Raw genomic sequence first — 16,369 nt, forward strand, 5'->3', positions numbered from 1 at the left:
TGCACCTTTACATGTAAATAGTATGTGTTAAACCACAACTACTTGATTTTTACCTGCTTTTTTTGCCTCATATAAAGCATTATCCACTTTATGCACCAATCCATCTTGACTCTCAAAGTTGCTGAGCTCACCCACACCAATACTCAATGTCAAAGGTTTGCGCAAACGCTCCAAAAAGAAAGCATCGTTTTGTATTGCTTGGCATATTTTTTGTGCAATCTCTTTGGCGTGCTCTTTCTCCACATCAAGGAGTAAAATGGCAAACTCCTCGCCACCCCAACGTGCCACAACATCACTAGAACGCACGTGTGCTTGTAAAAGTTGTGCGACACGTACCAGCGTTTCATCACCGACCAAATGCCCAAAAAGGTCATTCACCTCTTTAAAATCATCAATATCAATCAATAAAAGGGTGATTTTTTTAAGCCCTTTTTGGTGCAATTTATAAAATGCCTCAAAGGATTCATTAAAAGTTCTTCGGTTCGAAAGGCTTGTGAGCGCATCTTCACTCGCCAATTGTACCAACTGTTTTTGATAAATATTAATCGTATAGAGAATAATCGCAATCACCAAACACGTGACCAAAAGCGACATGATAAGATTGAGATAAAAGGTCTTTTGAATCTCGTTTAAATACTCTTTTTTATTGATTTCCACAAAAAGATGGAGTTTGAGTTTGTCGATGTATTTGGTGTTTAAAAGGTACTCGCCCGCTTTATCCTTGTACTCAAATTGGGTCTGTTTTCCGCTAAAAATAGCCTCTTGAATTTTCTTTAATCCCTCAATATTAGCGATATTTCCCCGCTTATTTAACTCTTGTGCGTACAGCGTTAGCTCACCCTTTGTGTCAATAAAATAGACATCGTATTTGTACCTTGCTTTAAAGGAACTGAGCATCTGCTCAATGTTCACCAGCCGTACACCCACGCCCGTAGCACCAATCATCTCATTTTTATAATTCATCACTTTGTAGTTAATAAACATAATAAGTGTATCGCTTAAATGAGCGTTGTAGTCCAAATTAATCTCATACGGTTCTGCTTGATCTTTAAAACGAAAATACCATGCATCCGCACTGTTTTGGTCATTGACCACATCAATTAAGCCCCGAGGATGGTAATAATTTTTCGTGACATCAGAGACCAAAAACGTGGTAAAAATGTCATATTTTTGCTGAATTTGCGTTAGATAACGCACAATACCGTTCATATCAGCCTCCCCTTCCATAATCCAATCACGCAAAAACGTGTCATGGGACATGAGCGATGAAACCAAAAGAGGCTCAATCATACGTTGCTGAATCTCCGTGTAGATGTTATCTACCGAGAGAGGTAAAGAGGTGTTTTGCAGTTGTGCTTGCGTGTCTCGTACATTTTTGAGGTAATTAAAAAAAGAACCCACCAGTGAAACGCCGAGCAATAAACCCGCTATGGTTAAAACCACTTTTGTTTTTAACTGCATCCTCTCTCCTTTATAAGGAGAGAGTATAACACAAAACGATTTCACTGCATTGTTTGTCAAAAAAAATTAATAAATAATTTTATGCAAAAAATAGTCTTAATTAATATTCGTTAACACGAACCATGCTAAACTAACGCCAACAATAAATATCTACATATGTTAATATGAGTATATATAACATTGTACTAGGTTATTTTAAAGGAAATAAAATGTTTGCTCCCACCAAAAAATTGTTTTTTTACCTATTAATCACATGTGCTTCAGCGTCTTCCTATGCAGAAGGAACCCCAACATTGATTCCTGTAGATGTTTTTAAAGTAGGCGCTCCTAAAGAAGAAGCTATTACCCTAACCTATCCAGCAAAAACACTCAGTTCTCAAACTACAACACTCAAAGCCAGAGCCAATGGAATATTGCTTGAAAAATTTTTTAATGAAGGTGACTTTGTTAAAAAGGGAGATATTTTGTATCAAATAGAGCCTGATAGTTATCGTGCAGCACAGAAGCTGGCAAAAGCCAATGTTACCTTACAAGAGATTCAAGTACAAAAAACAAGCAAGGAGTGGAATCGTATTAAAACTCTTTTTGATAAAGGCGCATCCAGCGAACAAGACAAAGATACCGCTTACTGGGCATACGAGAGTGCAAAAAGTGCGTTAGAAAGTGCAAAAGCTTCCTTGGATATTGCGACTATTAATTTAGAGAGAACGACCATTAAATCGCCAATAAATGGATATAGTGGTGCAAAACTGATTGATGTAAGTGCGCTAGTAACAGAGGGGACACCCCTGGTAGAAATTACTCAAATTGATCCTTTACATGTAGAGTTCGCTATTCCAAATAGTGACCTTCTCAAAGAAAAATACACCATTAAAAATGGGACATGGGCGCATCCAACAGAAGGAAAACTCAAAGCCTCTCTCCTGCTTGGAAAAACAGCATACAAAGAGTTAGGCGTAGTTGATTTTATTGATAACACCATCAATGCCAAAACTGGCACTTTAAAAGCCAGAGCATCCTTTCAAAATTCTCATAAAGAACTGCTTCCAAATCAGTTTGTAACCATTTCGCTAATAGGTCTTGTGCGACAAAATGTCGTTCAAATTCCACAAAAGGCTTTAGTACAAAATCCTTTGGGAACCAACGTATATATCATCGAAAACAATAAAGCTATTCTTAAAAATGTTGTAACAGCGGAAGTCAGTCATGGCAATGCCATTATCGAAGCAGGGTTAAAAGAGGGGGATATACTCATTGTCAATAATCTTCTCAAAATCAAACAAGATACGCCTGTAAAAATTGATAAAATCATTAACAAAGAAGGAAAATAGATGTTTTCCAAATTCTTTATTGAACGCCCCATCTTTGCTTCTGTTATTTCGCTTATTATCCTTATTGCGGGTATTGTTTCAATTCGGATACTGCCAGTGCAAGAATACCCAAATGTTGTCCCTCCACAAATTATTCTCTCCACAACCTATCCAGGAGCGGATGCAAAAACATTAGAAGAAACAGTTGCGTCACCGCTTGAACAACAGCTCAATGGATTAGAAAATATGATTTATATGGTTTCTACAACTTCTCCTAGTGGCGCATTTAATATCTACCTCTTTTTTGAAGTGGGAACCGATATTGCCCAAGCAAAAATTGATGTCAATAACCGTGTCCAAATGGCTTCTAATAAACTCCCTGACGCAGTTAAACGACAAGGGGTTGATGTAACTGAAAAATCACCTGATGTACTACGTGTTATAGCACTTACATCCAAAGAAAATGTTCACGACACTACTTATATTGCCAACTATGCAATTAACAATATTATTGAAGAGTTTAAACGTATTCCTGGTGTTGCAGATGCTAGTATTATTGGCAATAAAGATTATTCTATCCGTATATGGATTGATCCACAAAAACTCTCATTCTATCAAATCACAACCATGGAAGTCCTCAGTGCCATTAAAAACCAAAATGAAAAATATCCCTCTGGGCAAATAGCACAAGAACCCATCAGCCAAACAGCTTCTTTTACCTATACCATCGCATCGCAAGGGAGACTTCAAAAACCAGAAGAGTTTAAAGAAATTATTCTAAAAGCAAATCCTGATGGTTCGACTTTAACATTAGGCGATGTTGCTACGGTAGAGTTGGGCTCTGAGAGTTACTTTTTTGCAGGCCTTTTTAATGGCAAACCTATGTCTGCTATTAGAATTTTCTTAACCTCACAAGCAAATGCTTTAGATGTTTCCAAGCAGTTAGATGACAAAATTGCCGAACTCTCAAAAAATTTTCCAAGTGATTTACAGCTTGATGCAGCCTATGATCCCACAACCTTTGTAAGAGCTTCTATTAAAGAAGTTATTATGACTTTATTAGAAGCGGTTGTTCTTGTTGTGTTGGTCGTTTATCTTTTTTTAGGGAATATAAGAGCAACCATTATCCCTCTTTTAGCAATTCCAGTCTCTATTGTTGGAACCTTTGCGGGATTTTACGCTATGGGATTTTCTATTAACCTTCTAACGCTTTTTGGTCTCACCCTTGCAATTGGACTGGTGGTCGATGATGCCATTATTGTCATTGAAAATGTAGAACGTATTTTAAAACAAGGCGAAATGAACGTTAAGCAAGCGACCATTAAAGCCATGCACGAAATTACAGGGCCTGTGATTGCCATTGTATTGGTGATTTGTGCTGTGTTTATGCCATCGGTTTTTTCCAACAGTATGAGTGGTGTCATGTCCAAACAATTTGCTATCACGCTCATTATTTCTGTCTCCATTTCAGGGCTTATCGCACTCACGTTAACACCTGCTTTGTGTGCTTTAATTTTGAAACATGAAACACATAAACCCTTTTGGTTTATCCAAAAATTTAATCATTTTTTTCATGCATTAACAGAAAGATTTGGAAGTATTGTTCAGCGTACAATTCGTTTTAGTTTTATAACGCTTCTTCTTTTTGGCGTTATGCTAATGGCCACATACTTTATTTGGCAAAAAATTCCAACAGGACTAATTCCGAAGGAAGATAAAGGCACTTTTTTTGCCGTCAGTACACTTCCTCCTGGTGCTTCACTTAGCCGAACACTCGCCGTCAATCAAGAGATTGCTTCCATAGCCCTAAATAACCCTCTGGTTGCTAAAGTAGGTGGCTTTTCAGGAACCGATTTTAGTTCTAAGGCTTATAAAACCGATGCAGGATACAGTTATATACGCTTGGTTGATTGGAGTCAAAGAAAAGATGCCAATCAAAGCTTAGATGCTATTGCCAAAACACTAACCACACAATTTTCAAAAAATAAAGAAGCGCGCATTGTGGCTGTAACACCACCACCCATTATGGGGCTAAGTGTTACAGGTGGATTTGAACTCTATATACAAAATCGTACAGGAACAGGATACAGTGCGCTTAGCCATTACGCAAAAGAAATCGTTCAAAAAGCTTCGCAAAGAGAAGAACTAAAAGCTGTTCGAACAACGCTCAACACCAATGTCCCACAATACGCTATTTCTGTCGATACTAAAAAAGCAAAAGCATACAATGTCGAAATTTCAGATATTTATACCACCCTTCAAGCTACATTTGGAAATGTCTATGTAAATGATTTTAATCTTTTTGGTCGTACCTACAAAGTCAATCTTCAATCAACACACTTATTTCGAGAAGGGGTTGATAATTATAGTGATGTCTTTGTCCGCTCAAGCGATGGAAATCTTATCCCCATAAGTATTCTTGCTACCTTAACACCTATCGTCAATCCAAGTGTAACGCAACGTTTTAATATGTTTCAAGCAGCCCAAATCTTAGGAGAACCTGCTGCTGGATATACCTCAGGAGAAGCGATGCAGATCATAGAAAACATTGCTCAAGAAATTTTACCAAATGGCTATACCCTAGAATGGGGAGGAGCTTCTTTTCAAGAAAAACGCCTCCAAAAAGAAGGAAATAATGCCTTAATTTACGCCATCGTCTTTGTCTTTTTAATTCTAGCAGCTCTTTATGAAAGTTGGACTATTCCTTTTGCAGTTTTATTTGCCATTCCTTTTGCTCTTTTTGGCTCAGCACTTTTCACACTCACATGGGAGTTACAAAACGATATTTATTTCCAAATTGGGCTTGTAACGTTGGTGGGGCTTTCGGCTAAAAACGCTATTTTAATGGTCGAATTTGCTATGCAACGTATCAAAAGTGGTACTCCTTTGCTCTGTGCAACAATTGAAGGAGCAAAAATTCGTTTTCGTCCTATCATTATGACCTCTTTGGCATTTATTGCAGGAACTCTTCCTCTGGCACTAAGCAATGGGGCAGGAGCCAACAGTCGTCATATTTTAGGAACAACCATTGTTGGGGGTATGGTAACACTCACACTCATTGGTATTGTCTTTGTACCATTCTTCTTTTATTTTATTATGCGTATGAAGGAGAAATTTTATTCTAAAGGAGGATTCAATGAAGCGTAAATATATCAGCATATCATTACTCACAATGGTTATTTTATCGGGATGCTCACTCTCTCCAACCCTTCAAGTTCCTTCCATAGAACTTCCCAACAAGCCTCTGACTGCTTTACATGTAAACGAAAAATGGTGGACTTCTTTTAACGATGAAACGCTCAATCGCCTTATTGAAGAAGCATTAACACACAATGATGATATTAAACTTTCAGCCCTTCGCATTTTAAAAGCGAAGCAAATGTATGGGTTAAGCGATGCCAATCTCTACCCATCCCTCAATGCCACAGGAACACAATCTAGGCAGAAAACAAGTGAAGAGACGTATCAAAATAAACGGTACAACTATACAGATTATTCCCTGGGTCTCTCATTGCAATATGAAATAGACTTTTGGGGAAAACTCAGTAACCAAGCAGAATCAAATTGGTCCTTATACCTCGCAAGTAAAATGGCATACCAAACCGTAACCAATACCTTAATTAATGATGTTATTCAAGCCTATTTAAATCTTGCCTCACTTGAAGAGCGCATTAAAATTCTTGATGAGAGTATTGAAAATTATCGTCAAAGCTATACATACAGAAGCCAACAACACCAAGCAGGTACAATTAATGAGCTTCTGGCAACGCAAGCGCTCGCACAATACAATAATGCAAATGCAAGCAAAGGAGTACTTCTTGAAACGAAAACAACACAACAAAGTGCTTTAGCCATTCTTTTGGGAAAATCTCCCAAAGAACTTTTTGATGGTGAAAAACCACTCATCGACCACTTACCATCTCCTGTGACTATTCCTCAGGGTATCTCTTCTGATTTACTGGAAAATAGACCTGATATTCAAGAATCCCTCATGAATTTACACAGTAAAAATGCGCTTATTGGCGTAGAACGCTCTGCTTATTTTCCCAGCATTAGCCTTACAGGAAGTTATGGACAACAAAGCGAAAGCTCCAGTAATCTTTTTCAACCAACAGCTAACAAATGGGGTTTTGGACCAACATTTACCTTGCCAATTTTTGATTTTGGCAAAATTAATACCAAAGTTGAACTATCCAAAACAGATTTGCAAAGTGCGCTCATTAGTTATGAACAAACGGTTAAAAAAGCTTATAAAGAAGTTTATGATGCACTCTCTAAAGAGGCACTCATTCAAAACAGGCTACTCTATCATGAAGATGAAATAAAGGCATATCAAAAAATGCTTTCCATTACAACAACACGCTTTGAAAATGGAGCAGCCAACTGGCTTGAAGTTCTTGATTCTCAAAAAAGTCTTTTAAATGCGTCTCTTAACCATACCACCACAAAACAAACCCTTCTTGTTTCACAAGTAGAACTCTTTAAAGCTTTAGGTGGAGGATGGAATCAACATCAGTAGCAAGAGGGAAGTCCCTCCTGTTACATTAACATTTACCCCCACAACAACATCCGCCTTGTGAAGGTTTATGTGAATCCAAAAGAGCAATAATTTCATCAGCATTTAAGAGTTTGCCACTGCTTACAACAGCACCATCTACCACCAATGCAGGGGTTGACGTGACACCATAATTCATAATCTGCATAATGTCTTCCACTTTCACAATTTCTGCAAAAATCCCTTTTTGCGCTACCGCTTTTTTGGTTGCTTCGGTTAATGCCTGACATTTGGCACACCCTGTTCCTAAAATTTCGATTTTCATTTTTTCTCCTTTAACGTTTTAAGTTCATCCATATACTCTTTAGCATTCTCACCTCGCAAAAAATCAGCCGTTTTCAAAAGCCCATCGTTTAAATAGACCGCCTTATAGCCTTTGAGGGTTAAATAAAGCCTTGCCATATTGGAGCGGTCGTTGTGCGGACACGCTGTAACAATGAGTTTATCTTTTGGCAGTTCCTGATAGCGTTTGGGAAGTTCATTCAGCGGAATGTTGAGCGAGCCTGCAATATGCCACGCCGCATACTCCTCTTTAAAGCGAATATCCACCAACACTGCTTTTCCCTCTTCCACAAGGGCTAGCATATCGGGTGTTCTGATTTTCATAGCACTGCGCTCTTCATAACCAAAACCTTGCAAATAGGCATCAAAACTCACCTCTTTAGGCGTTTGCGCTTGCAAAAGTCCTACCAACACCAAAAAAACTCCAATGATTTTTCTCATCGTTTCCCCTTATAAAATCGCATTAAAAACATAGCCCACCAACAAAATACCAAACCCAACAATGCCAAAAAAGACACCAATAAGCTTTACATGTAAAATGCGCTTTAAAATCATCGCCTCAGGCAAAGAGAGGGCGGTAACTGCCATCATAAAGCTTAGCGCACTGCCCAAAAGCATCCCTTTGCTGGTTAAAACTTCAATCAAAGGCATCACCCCTGCAGCATTTGAGTACATAGGAATGCCAAGCAGAACCGCCAAAGGCACCGCATACCACGCATCACCACCTGCATAGCGTGCAATAAAATCTGCAGGAATATAGCCATGAATAAACGCCCCAATACCCACACCAATGAGCACGTAGAGATAAATTTTTATGAAAATATCTTTGGTATAAACCCACGCATCGTTGATACGCTTCGTTACATGTAAACGAATGTGTACCTCTTCTAAATCTCCGCTCATAGGCGTTACAGGAATAAGTACGTATTTTTCTAAGTTACATTTTCCAATGATAAATCCCCCTAAAATCGCCACCAAAAGACCAAACCCAATGTAAAGAGCTGTGACTTTCCAGCCAAAAAGACCAAAAAGCATCGCAATGGCAATTTCATTGTTCAGCGGTGCTGAAATCAAAAAGCTAAAGGTAATGCCCATAGGAATACGCGCTTGCATAAACCCTAAAAACAAAGGAATCGCCGAACAACTGCAAAAAGGGGTAATAATGCCAAAAAGTGCGGCTAAGACATTGCCACTAAACTCACTTTTACCTTGCAAATAGACCCTCACCTTTTCGGTGTTAAAGTAGGTGCGCAAAAAACTCACCGCAAAAATAATCGCCACTAAAAGCATGTAAATTTTCAAGGTATCGTAAATAAAAAAATGCACGGCTTCGCCTAGCTGTGAGCCTTTCACAAGTCCTAGTCCATCAAAAACCATCACAGCACTTAACTGCTCCCACCAATCAAACATCGTTATATCCTTTTTTAAATTATCAATGAATACATCATTTTAAACCCAATAAGATACAACGAAAAAGCAATAAATTTTCGTGTATGTTCCACACTGAGTTTAAACACCATAATATAATTCCCAAGCACACCACCAAGAGCAGCTGCTAAAGCTACAACGCCTAAAAGTATCCAATCAATTTCAATCAAATAAACATACGTTAAAAAAGCAGCAAGGGTTGAAAAAGGAATCATAAAACTTACCGTTATAGCCGTTTGCTTTGCGTCATACCCTAAATAAATCAGTAAAGGGATAATAATCGCTCCACCGCCAATGCCCAAAAGTCCGCCTAAAAAACCAACCACACCCCCCATAAATACCATAAACCATGCGGATGTAAACCGAACACTGCCTTGTTTTTTTTGTACTAACATCATCGTCGCACTAAAAAGAAGAAAAAAAGCAAACCCAATCTTGACATAATGCACATCAATCTGTGTCGACACATAAGCGCCCAAAGGAGAACATGCCACAGACATGAAAACAAACGGTAGTGTACGCTTAACATCAATGCTTTTGCGAAGCACATTCATAATAGATGCACCAATCGTTGAAGCTGTGTTGGCAAATAACCCAACTGCCTTAGCAATATCAAATCCAACCCCTAAAAAATTAAGCATCGGAATTAATGCTACGGCTGAACCCGTCCCCCCAATAGAAAAGAGGGTGGAGATAATCAATGTCACACCAAAATAAAGCGCATATTCCATCATGATTATTTCAAAGAAAGGTCTTTAGCCTTGCCACCTTTAAGACGACTCATTAAAACAAGAAGACCGCAAGAGAGAATTTTTGCATCAAACCCTTTCACACACAAATACTGCTTAGCAATATTGGAACGACACGATTCAGGACAGGCGCATACGATAATTTTATCTTTAGGTAGTTCATCAAGTCTATCAGGTAATTCATTCAAAGGAATGTTACATGTAAAAGGAAGTCCCCACACGTGATGCTCAAAGCCATAGCGTACATCCAGTAAAATTGCCTCACCTCTGTTATACATCGCTATAAAATCATCAGCGTCTATATTGTCCCGTGCGATCACTTTCATATCAAGGCTACGAATATAACTGTCCATTTTCTCTCCCTACTGAATAATTTTCTCCGCTTTAAGCTTTGAGCGTAACTGCTCATAACTCGCCACACCCATATGCCTATCTGTCTCTTCGCCTTTGGAATTGAGGTAAATTTGTGTGGGAATCATCTGTATACCGTAATTTTTCATTGCCATTTTGTCATCATACACTTCAATAAAATAGACATGACTTTGGGGGTCTTCCTCTTTTATTTTACGCAAAATCTTTCCCATCTCCACGCACGATGCACACGTGGTAGAGCCAAACTCCAAAAGCACGGCTTCTTTCCCAATGATAGGAACAATTTTCTCATACGCCGTTGCAGCCAAACCTTCGCTAGGAAGGGCTACGCTTGATTTTTCTTCCAACGTACACCCTGCAAATAAAAGAAGTACTAAAACGACCATCACTTGTTTATATTTCATCGCTCATCCTAAAAAACACGGTAACTTTGGTAGAGAAAATAAACGCCAATTCCCACCAAAACCACAACAAAAAAGCCGTTAATCACACGACTCACCTTATTAATCTTGCGACTTGAAACGACACTTTGTGTAAAGCCAAGTGAGGTTCCTGCCACCAAAAGCAACATACCATGCCCCAATGCAAACGCCAAAACAAGGGCATACGAATAGACCCAACCGCTTTGACTTGCAATGGTGATAATCGCCACCAAAGGTGCTGAAGCACACGGCGTGCTCACCAGCCCAAAAATCAGCCCGATGATGATGGCTCCTAAAAGTTTGAACTTTAAAAACTTTCGTGCCACCTTGTCTTTATCAAACCCTTGAATCCATCCAAGCGCATACGCCACCACAACAAAGGTAGCAAGGGATGCTAAAAGATACGCCCAAAAGGGCGCAAACGAGAGCATCATGCCCATTTTCGAGACAAAAAGCATCAGCAATGAAAAGCTTATCACCAAGCCCAAAACAAACAAAAAGGAGTATTGGTAAATAAAGACTTTTTTCTGCTTAGCACTCAAATCCATCGACAAACCAAGCGCACTGCCTGCAAGCAGGGGAAGGGTGATGATGGAGCATGGAGCCAGCGAAGTCAAAAGACCGATGCCAAAGGAAGCAACAATCGCCCATATTCCAAACTGCGAAGTCATTTCAACGAGCATCTGCTCTACATTCATGAAAGTTTTTCTTTGATAATCGGTAAAAGTTCCGCTTCTATCGCTTTACATGTAAGAATAAACGCCCCATAATCTTTTCCATCTGGGTCTGAAAACCCCACATGAATTTTAGGAATGGGACGAGGAAACATCGGGCAGGTTTCATGGGCATGATCGCACACGGTCACGACCAAATCAAAGTTTACATGTAAAACCTCATCCAGCGTTTTGGAATGGTATGAATCCCTCCAAATGCCTTCCTCTTCTAAAACCTTTTTCGCATATGCATTGACCTTGCCCGTCGCTTTTACTCCAGCACTTTGCGCCTCAATCCCTTCTAATTTAGCATTGACCAACGCTTCTGCGATAATGCTTCGGCAACTGTTTCCCGTACATAAAATCAGAACTTTTTTCATTCCTCACCTTTACATGTAAATAATGCAACATCATAGCACAGTATCTGTTATATATCAAGATATGTTGATATATAACAGACTCTGCAATGCATTTGTTTTCTCTTTTTGGTACAATGCATATTCCATAATCTTTTAGTACGGAATGACGAAAAAATGATGAATGAATACCCAAATGAATCACACCATCTAAAATTTAGTGATGTTGAAAAAAAAATAACCCTTTTTCTTCAAAACTTCCCCATTGAAAACTATAAAATTCACGAAGCGCTTTACGGTTTTGAAGACAGTGAACTTACAGAAATTATTGCACTTTTGAATACCACCAAACTACCCAAACATTATGCTTCCTACAAAGATGTTTTGCGTGAGCACCTCAGCGAACGCTTAAACCTCGAACCCAATGATTTGATTATTTTTGTGGAAGGGGGCATTTATATTAAACTTTTTTTTCAACTCACTAGCGAAGAAAATGCGGAGCGTAGAGCATGTGGCATTGATAACACAATGCTAGAGGGCTATAAAAATCAATTTTTTCCAAACGGTGAGTATAAAAAATCCATCATGGACTTTTTGCATTACATCATTGAAGAGAACCTTAGTTTTCGAAAAATTACCCCTGCTCACTTTAAACGTATTTTTATTCCCACACTTGTCAACGTGGTTGAAACGGTTGTGATTACACAGACTAAATTGGAAGATTTAAAAACCATTCGAGGGTTTAGTTTCTACCTTTTACGTGAACTTTTTGATGAAATGATGCTTCAAATTTCACAAGATATTCTCTTTCATTTCTCCAACAGTGATAAAAAAGCCATTGAATTTTTAAGCGCTTTTAGTGTACATGAGACCATAGATTCCAAAGGCAATCGCCATAAACCCAACCCTATTTTAGACGAAAGTAATCACGCATGGAATACCACCACCATTCGCTCCACGATGCTCCAACATAAAAAAGCCAAACAAACCCTTTACGATAAAAAAAATGCGCTTATTACCATTAAAAAGAAAATAGAAACCCTTGCCATGGATCAAAAAGAAATTTTACAAGAGATGCAAAACGCTCAAAATATCCTCCAAAGCATAGAGGATAAAATTCTCCAACTTCACCGTACCATGGACAAACTCAATGAGAGTGACTCCGAGGAAGTCACCTTCAATGAAAATGGGGTTGAGAGCATTTTTAACCGTAAAATGCTTATGACAAAACTCTTCAAAAAAGAAGATACACTTTTGAATGAAAAGACAAAAGTACGAAGAAACTGTGACGAAATTGATCTGCGCTTAAGCAATAAAAACAAAGAGATAGATATGTGGGTAAAACGCTACAATGAAGCCAAAACCTTTGTTGAAACCTCTGAAAAGAGTACTCACCCTTTGGACAAACAATACGAAAGGATTCAAAGAGCCTTAGCCAAAACCCTTGCTTCACGGTAAAACACATACAAACCACGTTTACATGTAAACACACTCATATACCTTCTAAAACTTTAATATGTGTAAAAATGTAACGTAAATATCACACATCAAATGACGAAAAAATAATTCCACTCTTTTACATGTAAGCCTCTAAAGCTTCACACAAGGCTTTTCATATCTTTACCCTACTTAAAAAAAATCGTTGATAACAAATCATTATAGTTTAATGTTACATTTTTAGATTCTTTTTAGAAAAAATGGATTACCTTAAAAAAGTATATTCCACTAAAGGAGACACAGATGGTAAGCCTAGAGAAAAGACACAACAGACGAGAATTTTTAAAATTCTCTGCCCTAAGCTTAGGTGCGGTAGTTGCGACACCATCGCTTATGGCTAGCAATAAAACCCCTTTTGAGATGTCCGTGTATGGAGGCTACACAAAACATAAAATAGGCTCTTTAGCACAGCTCAAAAAAGCGGGTGAACTTGATTTTTCATACCCTGATGAAAACGCTTTGTGTAAAGCGGTCTATGTGAACAATGAAGTCAAAGCCTACAGCATTATCTGCACCCACAAAGGGTGTCCAACCGTTTATAACAAAGAAAAAGCACTGTTTGAATGCCCCTGTCATTTCACCAAATATGACGCAAAAAAAGAGGGACAAATGATTATTGGTCACGCAACAGGGGCCCTTCCTCGTGTGCTTTTAGAGATCAGTGGTGATGACATCTTTGCCATTGGTATGGATGGGCTTATCTTTGGTCGCATTAACAATAACGTAGGTTAAGGAGAACACCATGGCACTTACTTTAAACGACAGACTCCCCATTCCGCATAAAAATGCTGAAGTCAAAAATGTTACCTGTGAATTTTGTATTGTCGGGTGTGGCTATAAGTCTTATAAATGGCCTCTTGGCACAGAGGGAACCTACAAAGACAATGCCCTTGGCATCGATCTTTCACAACAACAACCCACCTACGGTGAGTGGTGCAGTGAACGCATGTACAACACCATTACCGATAGGGATGGCAAAAAATACAACCTGATGGTTATTCCTGATACACAATGTGTGGTCAATGTCGGACAAAACTCCGTACGTGGCGGTATGATGGGCGTTTCAACATTCAACGCAGCCAGCCCAACCAAAGACAGACTCAAAGAGCCTCAAATCTTCCGTGGTGGCATGCTCATGGAAACTTCATGGGAAGAAGCCATCAGCGTGATAGCCAAAGTCTATAAAAAAATCATCGATAACGACGGTGCCGATGAGATTTCGCATAAAACCTTTGACCACGGTGGTGGCGGCGGTGGCTTTGAAAACACATGGGGTACTGGTAAGCTCTTTCACACCGCTATAGGCACGGCGTCAGCTTCCATTCACAATCGCCCTGCGTATAACTCAGAAGTGCATTCAAGCCGTGAAATGGGTGTTGGTGAGCTTAACAGCAGCTATTATGACACGAGTCTCTCCGATACGATGGTGGTCATTGGGTGTAATCCTTACGAGTGTCAAACGAACCTTTTTAACATTCACATGCAAGCCAATCTCGATGGCAGTACGCTAGAAGCTAAAAAGAAAGAGTTTGACAAAGGCGAGAGCGTATCTAATGGCAAAATTATCTTCATTGACCCAAGACGCACGGCATCCATCACCAACGCCATTGCGATTGCAGGCAAAGAGAATGTGCTTCATCTCCAGATCAAACCCGCTCAAGATATTACATTGATGAATGCCCTTGTGAGTTACATCATCGAGCAAGGCTGGGAGGCTAAAGAGTTCATCAAAAACCATACAGAGAACTTTGATGCAATGTACAAGGTCAATAAAGTCTCCCTTGAATACGCTTCTGCACTGACAAACATTAGCGTCTCTGACATCAAAAAAGCGGCCGAATGGATCGCAAAGCCAAAACCAAGCGGACACCGCCCTCGCAATGCGATTTACTATGAAAAAGGCATCATTTGGGGAATTAAAAACTACGAAAATGTCGCTTCCATTGTCAATTTAGCACTGCTAACGCACAGCGTGGGACGTGTGGGAACGGGCGTGTGCCGCGCAGGCGGTCACCAAGAGGGTTACACAAGACCCGAGTATCACGGGCCAAGCCGTCAAAACCTTGCCGTCATCGACACGGACATCATTGAGGGAAAATACCTTGTCTATTCCATCTGGGGAACCAATCCGTTTGGGCAGTCCATTGCGACACAACGCCTTAGAAATGCGGTAAGTAAACGCAGTCAAATCGTCAAAGATGCGATTAACGGGTATCATGGAAACAACCTTGATGAACTCTGCGATATTATCTACAACGCATGTAAATCAGGCGGTCTTTTTGTGGTCGATGTGGACATTTACCCAACGCAATCAAGCGAGCGAGCGCACATTGTCTTGCCTGCCGCGACAACGATGGAGATGAACCTCACTTCCATGAGTGGTGAGCGAAGAATGCGTCTGTCTGAAAAAGTGATGGATGCACCAGGTACTGCTAAGCCTGATTGTCTCATTGCCGCAGACATCGCTAATGCACTCAAAGCGGAGTACCTAAAATCTGGCAATAAAACCATGGCAAAACGCTTTGAAGGCTTTGAGTGGAAGAGCGAAGAGGACGCCTTTATGGACGGTTTTGCAGGTCAAGGTGCTAAGATGGCAAGTCAAGGAGGCGCAACGGGGACGCTTGCAACCTATAAGCTTTTAAGAGAAGCAGGCAATAACGGTGTGCAACTCCCTATCGTCAAAGTCGAAAATGGCAAGCTTTTAGGCACACGTCTTAACTACACCGATGGCAAGTTTGGCACCAAATCAGGTCGAGCAACGTTCTTACCCACACCCCAACCTGCCATGCCAAAACAGGTCGCAAAACAGGTCAAACGCTACAAATACTGGGTCAATACAGGGCGTATCAACGAAGTATGGCAGTCAAACTACCACACAGGTCGTCTTGAATTTACCGCCAAACGCTGGCCAATGGCTCCGCTTGAGATTCACCCCAGTGATGCTAAAGAGCTAGGTGTGATGAGTGGCGATATTGTCCAACTGAATAACGACTATGGCGCCACACGAGCGATTGCGATTGTCACCGATGCCGTACGTAAAGGCGAAGTCTTTGGCGCTTTTGGGTTCCAAAACTCCATCATCAACGACCTCTGCACCGATTATGTCGATCCTGACACCAAAATTCCTTTCTACAAAGGAACAGCTGCCAACATCGTTAAAGTAGGACGAAGCGAAGGACTCATTAAAGATATGACGTTCTTAGAGCGTGCTTAAATGCAAGGGG

15 protein-coding genes are annotated in these 16,369 nt (G+C 39.9%); 6 read left to right on the plus strand and 9 right to left on the minus strand.

What is annotated here, in order from left to right; all coding sequences use genetic code 11:
• Positions 1-27: 27 nt before the first annotated feature.
• Positions 28-1,461, minus strand: a complete 1,434-nt coding sequence (locus tag SULBA_RS11845; RefSeq protein WP_014770530.1) for a sensor domain-containing diguanylate cyclase — start codon at positions 1,459-1,461, stop codon at positions 28-30.
• Positions 1,462-1,670: 209 nt separating this feature from the next.
• Between SULBA_RS11845 and SULBA_RS11850 the strand changes: the two genes are divergently transcribed.
• From SULBA_RS11850 to SULBA_RS11860, 3 genes are read left to right on the plus strand one after another with little or no spacing between them, the layout of a single operon-like run.
• Complete coding sequence (locus SULBA_RS11850) at positions 1,671-2,792, plus strand: efflux RND transporter periplasmic adaptor subunit (RefSeq protein ID WP_014770531.1); 1,122 nt, start codon at positions 1,671-1,673, stop codon at positions 2,790-2,792.
• A complete protein-coding gene (locus SULBA_RS11855; RefSeq protein WP_014770532.1) occupies positions 2,793-5,918 on the plus strand; it encodes an efflux RND transporter permease subunit in 3,126 nt (1,041 codons plus the stop codon). It begins immediately after the preceding gene.
• Positions 5,908-7,290, plus strand: a complete 1,383-nt coding sequence (locus tag SULBA_RS11860) for an efflux transporter outer membrane subunit (RefSeq protein ID WP_014770533.1) — start codon at positions 5,908-5,910, stop codon at positions 7,288-7,290. The genes SULBA_RS11855 and SULBA_RS11860 overlap by 11 nt, the downstream gene beginning before the upstream one ends.
• Before the next feature lie 25 nt (positions 7,291-7,315).
• Here SULBA_RS11860 and SULBA_RS11865 read toward each other — a convergent pair whose 3' ends face one another.
• Genes SULBA_RS11865 through SULBA_RS11900 form a run of 8 tightly spaced genes read right to left on the minus strand, consistent with a single transcriptional unit; the run spans position 7,316 to position 11,672 of the window.
• Positions 7,316-7,591 (minus strand): thioredoxin family protein, encoded by a 276-nt coding sequence (locus SULBA_RS11865; RefSeq protein WP_014770534.1) that lies wholly within the window; start codon positions 7,589-7,591, stop codon positions 7,316-7,318.
• A complete protein-coding gene (locus SULBA_RS11870) occupies positions 7,588-8,049 on the minus strand; it encodes a rhodanese-like domain-containing protein (RefSeq protein ID WP_014770535.1) in 462 nt (153 codons plus the stop codon). The genes SULBA_RS11865 and SULBA_RS11870 overlap by 4 nt, the downstream gene beginning before the upstream one ends.
• A gap of 9 nt (positions 8,050-8,058) precedes the next feature.
• Positions 8,059-9,018 (minus strand): permease, encoded by a 960-nt coding sequence (locus tag SULBA_RS11875; RefSeq protein WP_014770536.1) that lies wholly within the window; start codon positions 9,016-9,018, stop codon positions 8,059-8,061.
• Between the two features lie 14 nt (positions 9,019-9,032).
• Positions 9,033-9,767: a sulfite exporter TauE/SafE family protein gene (locus SULBA_RS11880; RefSeq protein ID WP_156790543.1), complete on the minus strand. Its 735-nt coding sequence runs from the start codon at positions 9,765-9,767 to the stop codon at positions 9,033-9,035.
• Positions 9,768-9,772: 5 nt separating this feature from the next.
• Entirely contained in the window at positions 9,773-10,138 is a 366-nt protein-coding gene (locus SULBA_RS11885; RefSeq protein WP_014770538.1) for a rhodanese-like domain-containing protein, read from the minus strand.
• A gap of 9 nt (positions 10,139-10,147) precedes the next feature.
• A complete protein-coding gene (locus SULBA_RS12825) occupies positions 10,148-10,561 on the minus strand; it encodes a thioredoxin family protein (protein WP_014770539.1) in 414 nt (137 codons plus the stop codon).
• Positions 10,562-10,569: 8 nt separating this feature from the next.
• Positions 10,570-11,277 (minus strand): cytochrome c biogenesis CcdA family protein, encoded by a 708-nt coding sequence (locus SULBA_RS11895; RefSeq protein WP_014770540.1) that lies wholly within the window; start codon positions 11,275-11,277, stop codon positions 10,570-10,572.
• Entirely contained in the window at positions 11,274-11,672 is a 399-nt protein-coding gene (locus tag SULBA_RS11900) for an arsenate reductase ArsC (protein WP_014770541.1), read from the minus strand. The genes SULBA_RS11895 and SULBA_RS11900 overlap by 4 nt, the downstream gene beginning before the upstream one ends.
• A 153-nt stretch (positions 11,673-11,825) precedes the next feature.
• Between SULBA_RS11900 and SULBA_RS11905 the strand changes: the two genes are divergently transcribed.
• The 3 genes from SULBA_RS11905 (at position 11,826) to SULBA_RS11915 (ending at position 16,359) form a co-directional block, all read left to right on the plus strand.
• Complete coding sequence (locus SULBA_RS11905; RefSeq protein ID WP_014770542.1) at positions 11,826-13,106, plus strand: hypothetical protein; 1,281 nt, start codon at positions 11,826-11,828, stop codon at positions 13,104-13,106.
• Positions 13,107-13,388: 282 nt separating this feature from the next.
• Complete coding sequence (locus SULBA_RS11910; protein ID WP_014770543.1) at positions 13,389-13,877, plus strand: arsenate reductase (azurin) small subunit; 489 nt, start codon at positions 13,389-13,391, stop codon at positions 13,875-13,877.
• A 10-nt stretch (positions 13,878-13,887) separates the two neighbouring features.
• Positions 13,888-16,359: an arsenate reductase (azurin) large subunit gene (locus SULBA_RS11915; RefSeq protein ID WP_014770544.1), complete on the plus strand. Its 2,472-nt coding sequence runs from the start codon at positions 13,888-13,890 to the stop codon at positions 16,357-16,359.
• Positions 16,360-16,369: the final 10 nt, after the last annotated feature.

The organism is Sulfurospirillum barnesii SES-3 (genome assembly GCF_000265295.1).
In the GTDB taxonomy this organism is placed as follows: Bacteria; Campylobacterota; Campylobacteria; order Campylobacterales; family Sulfurospirillaceae; genus Sulfurospirillum; species Sulfurospirillum barnesii.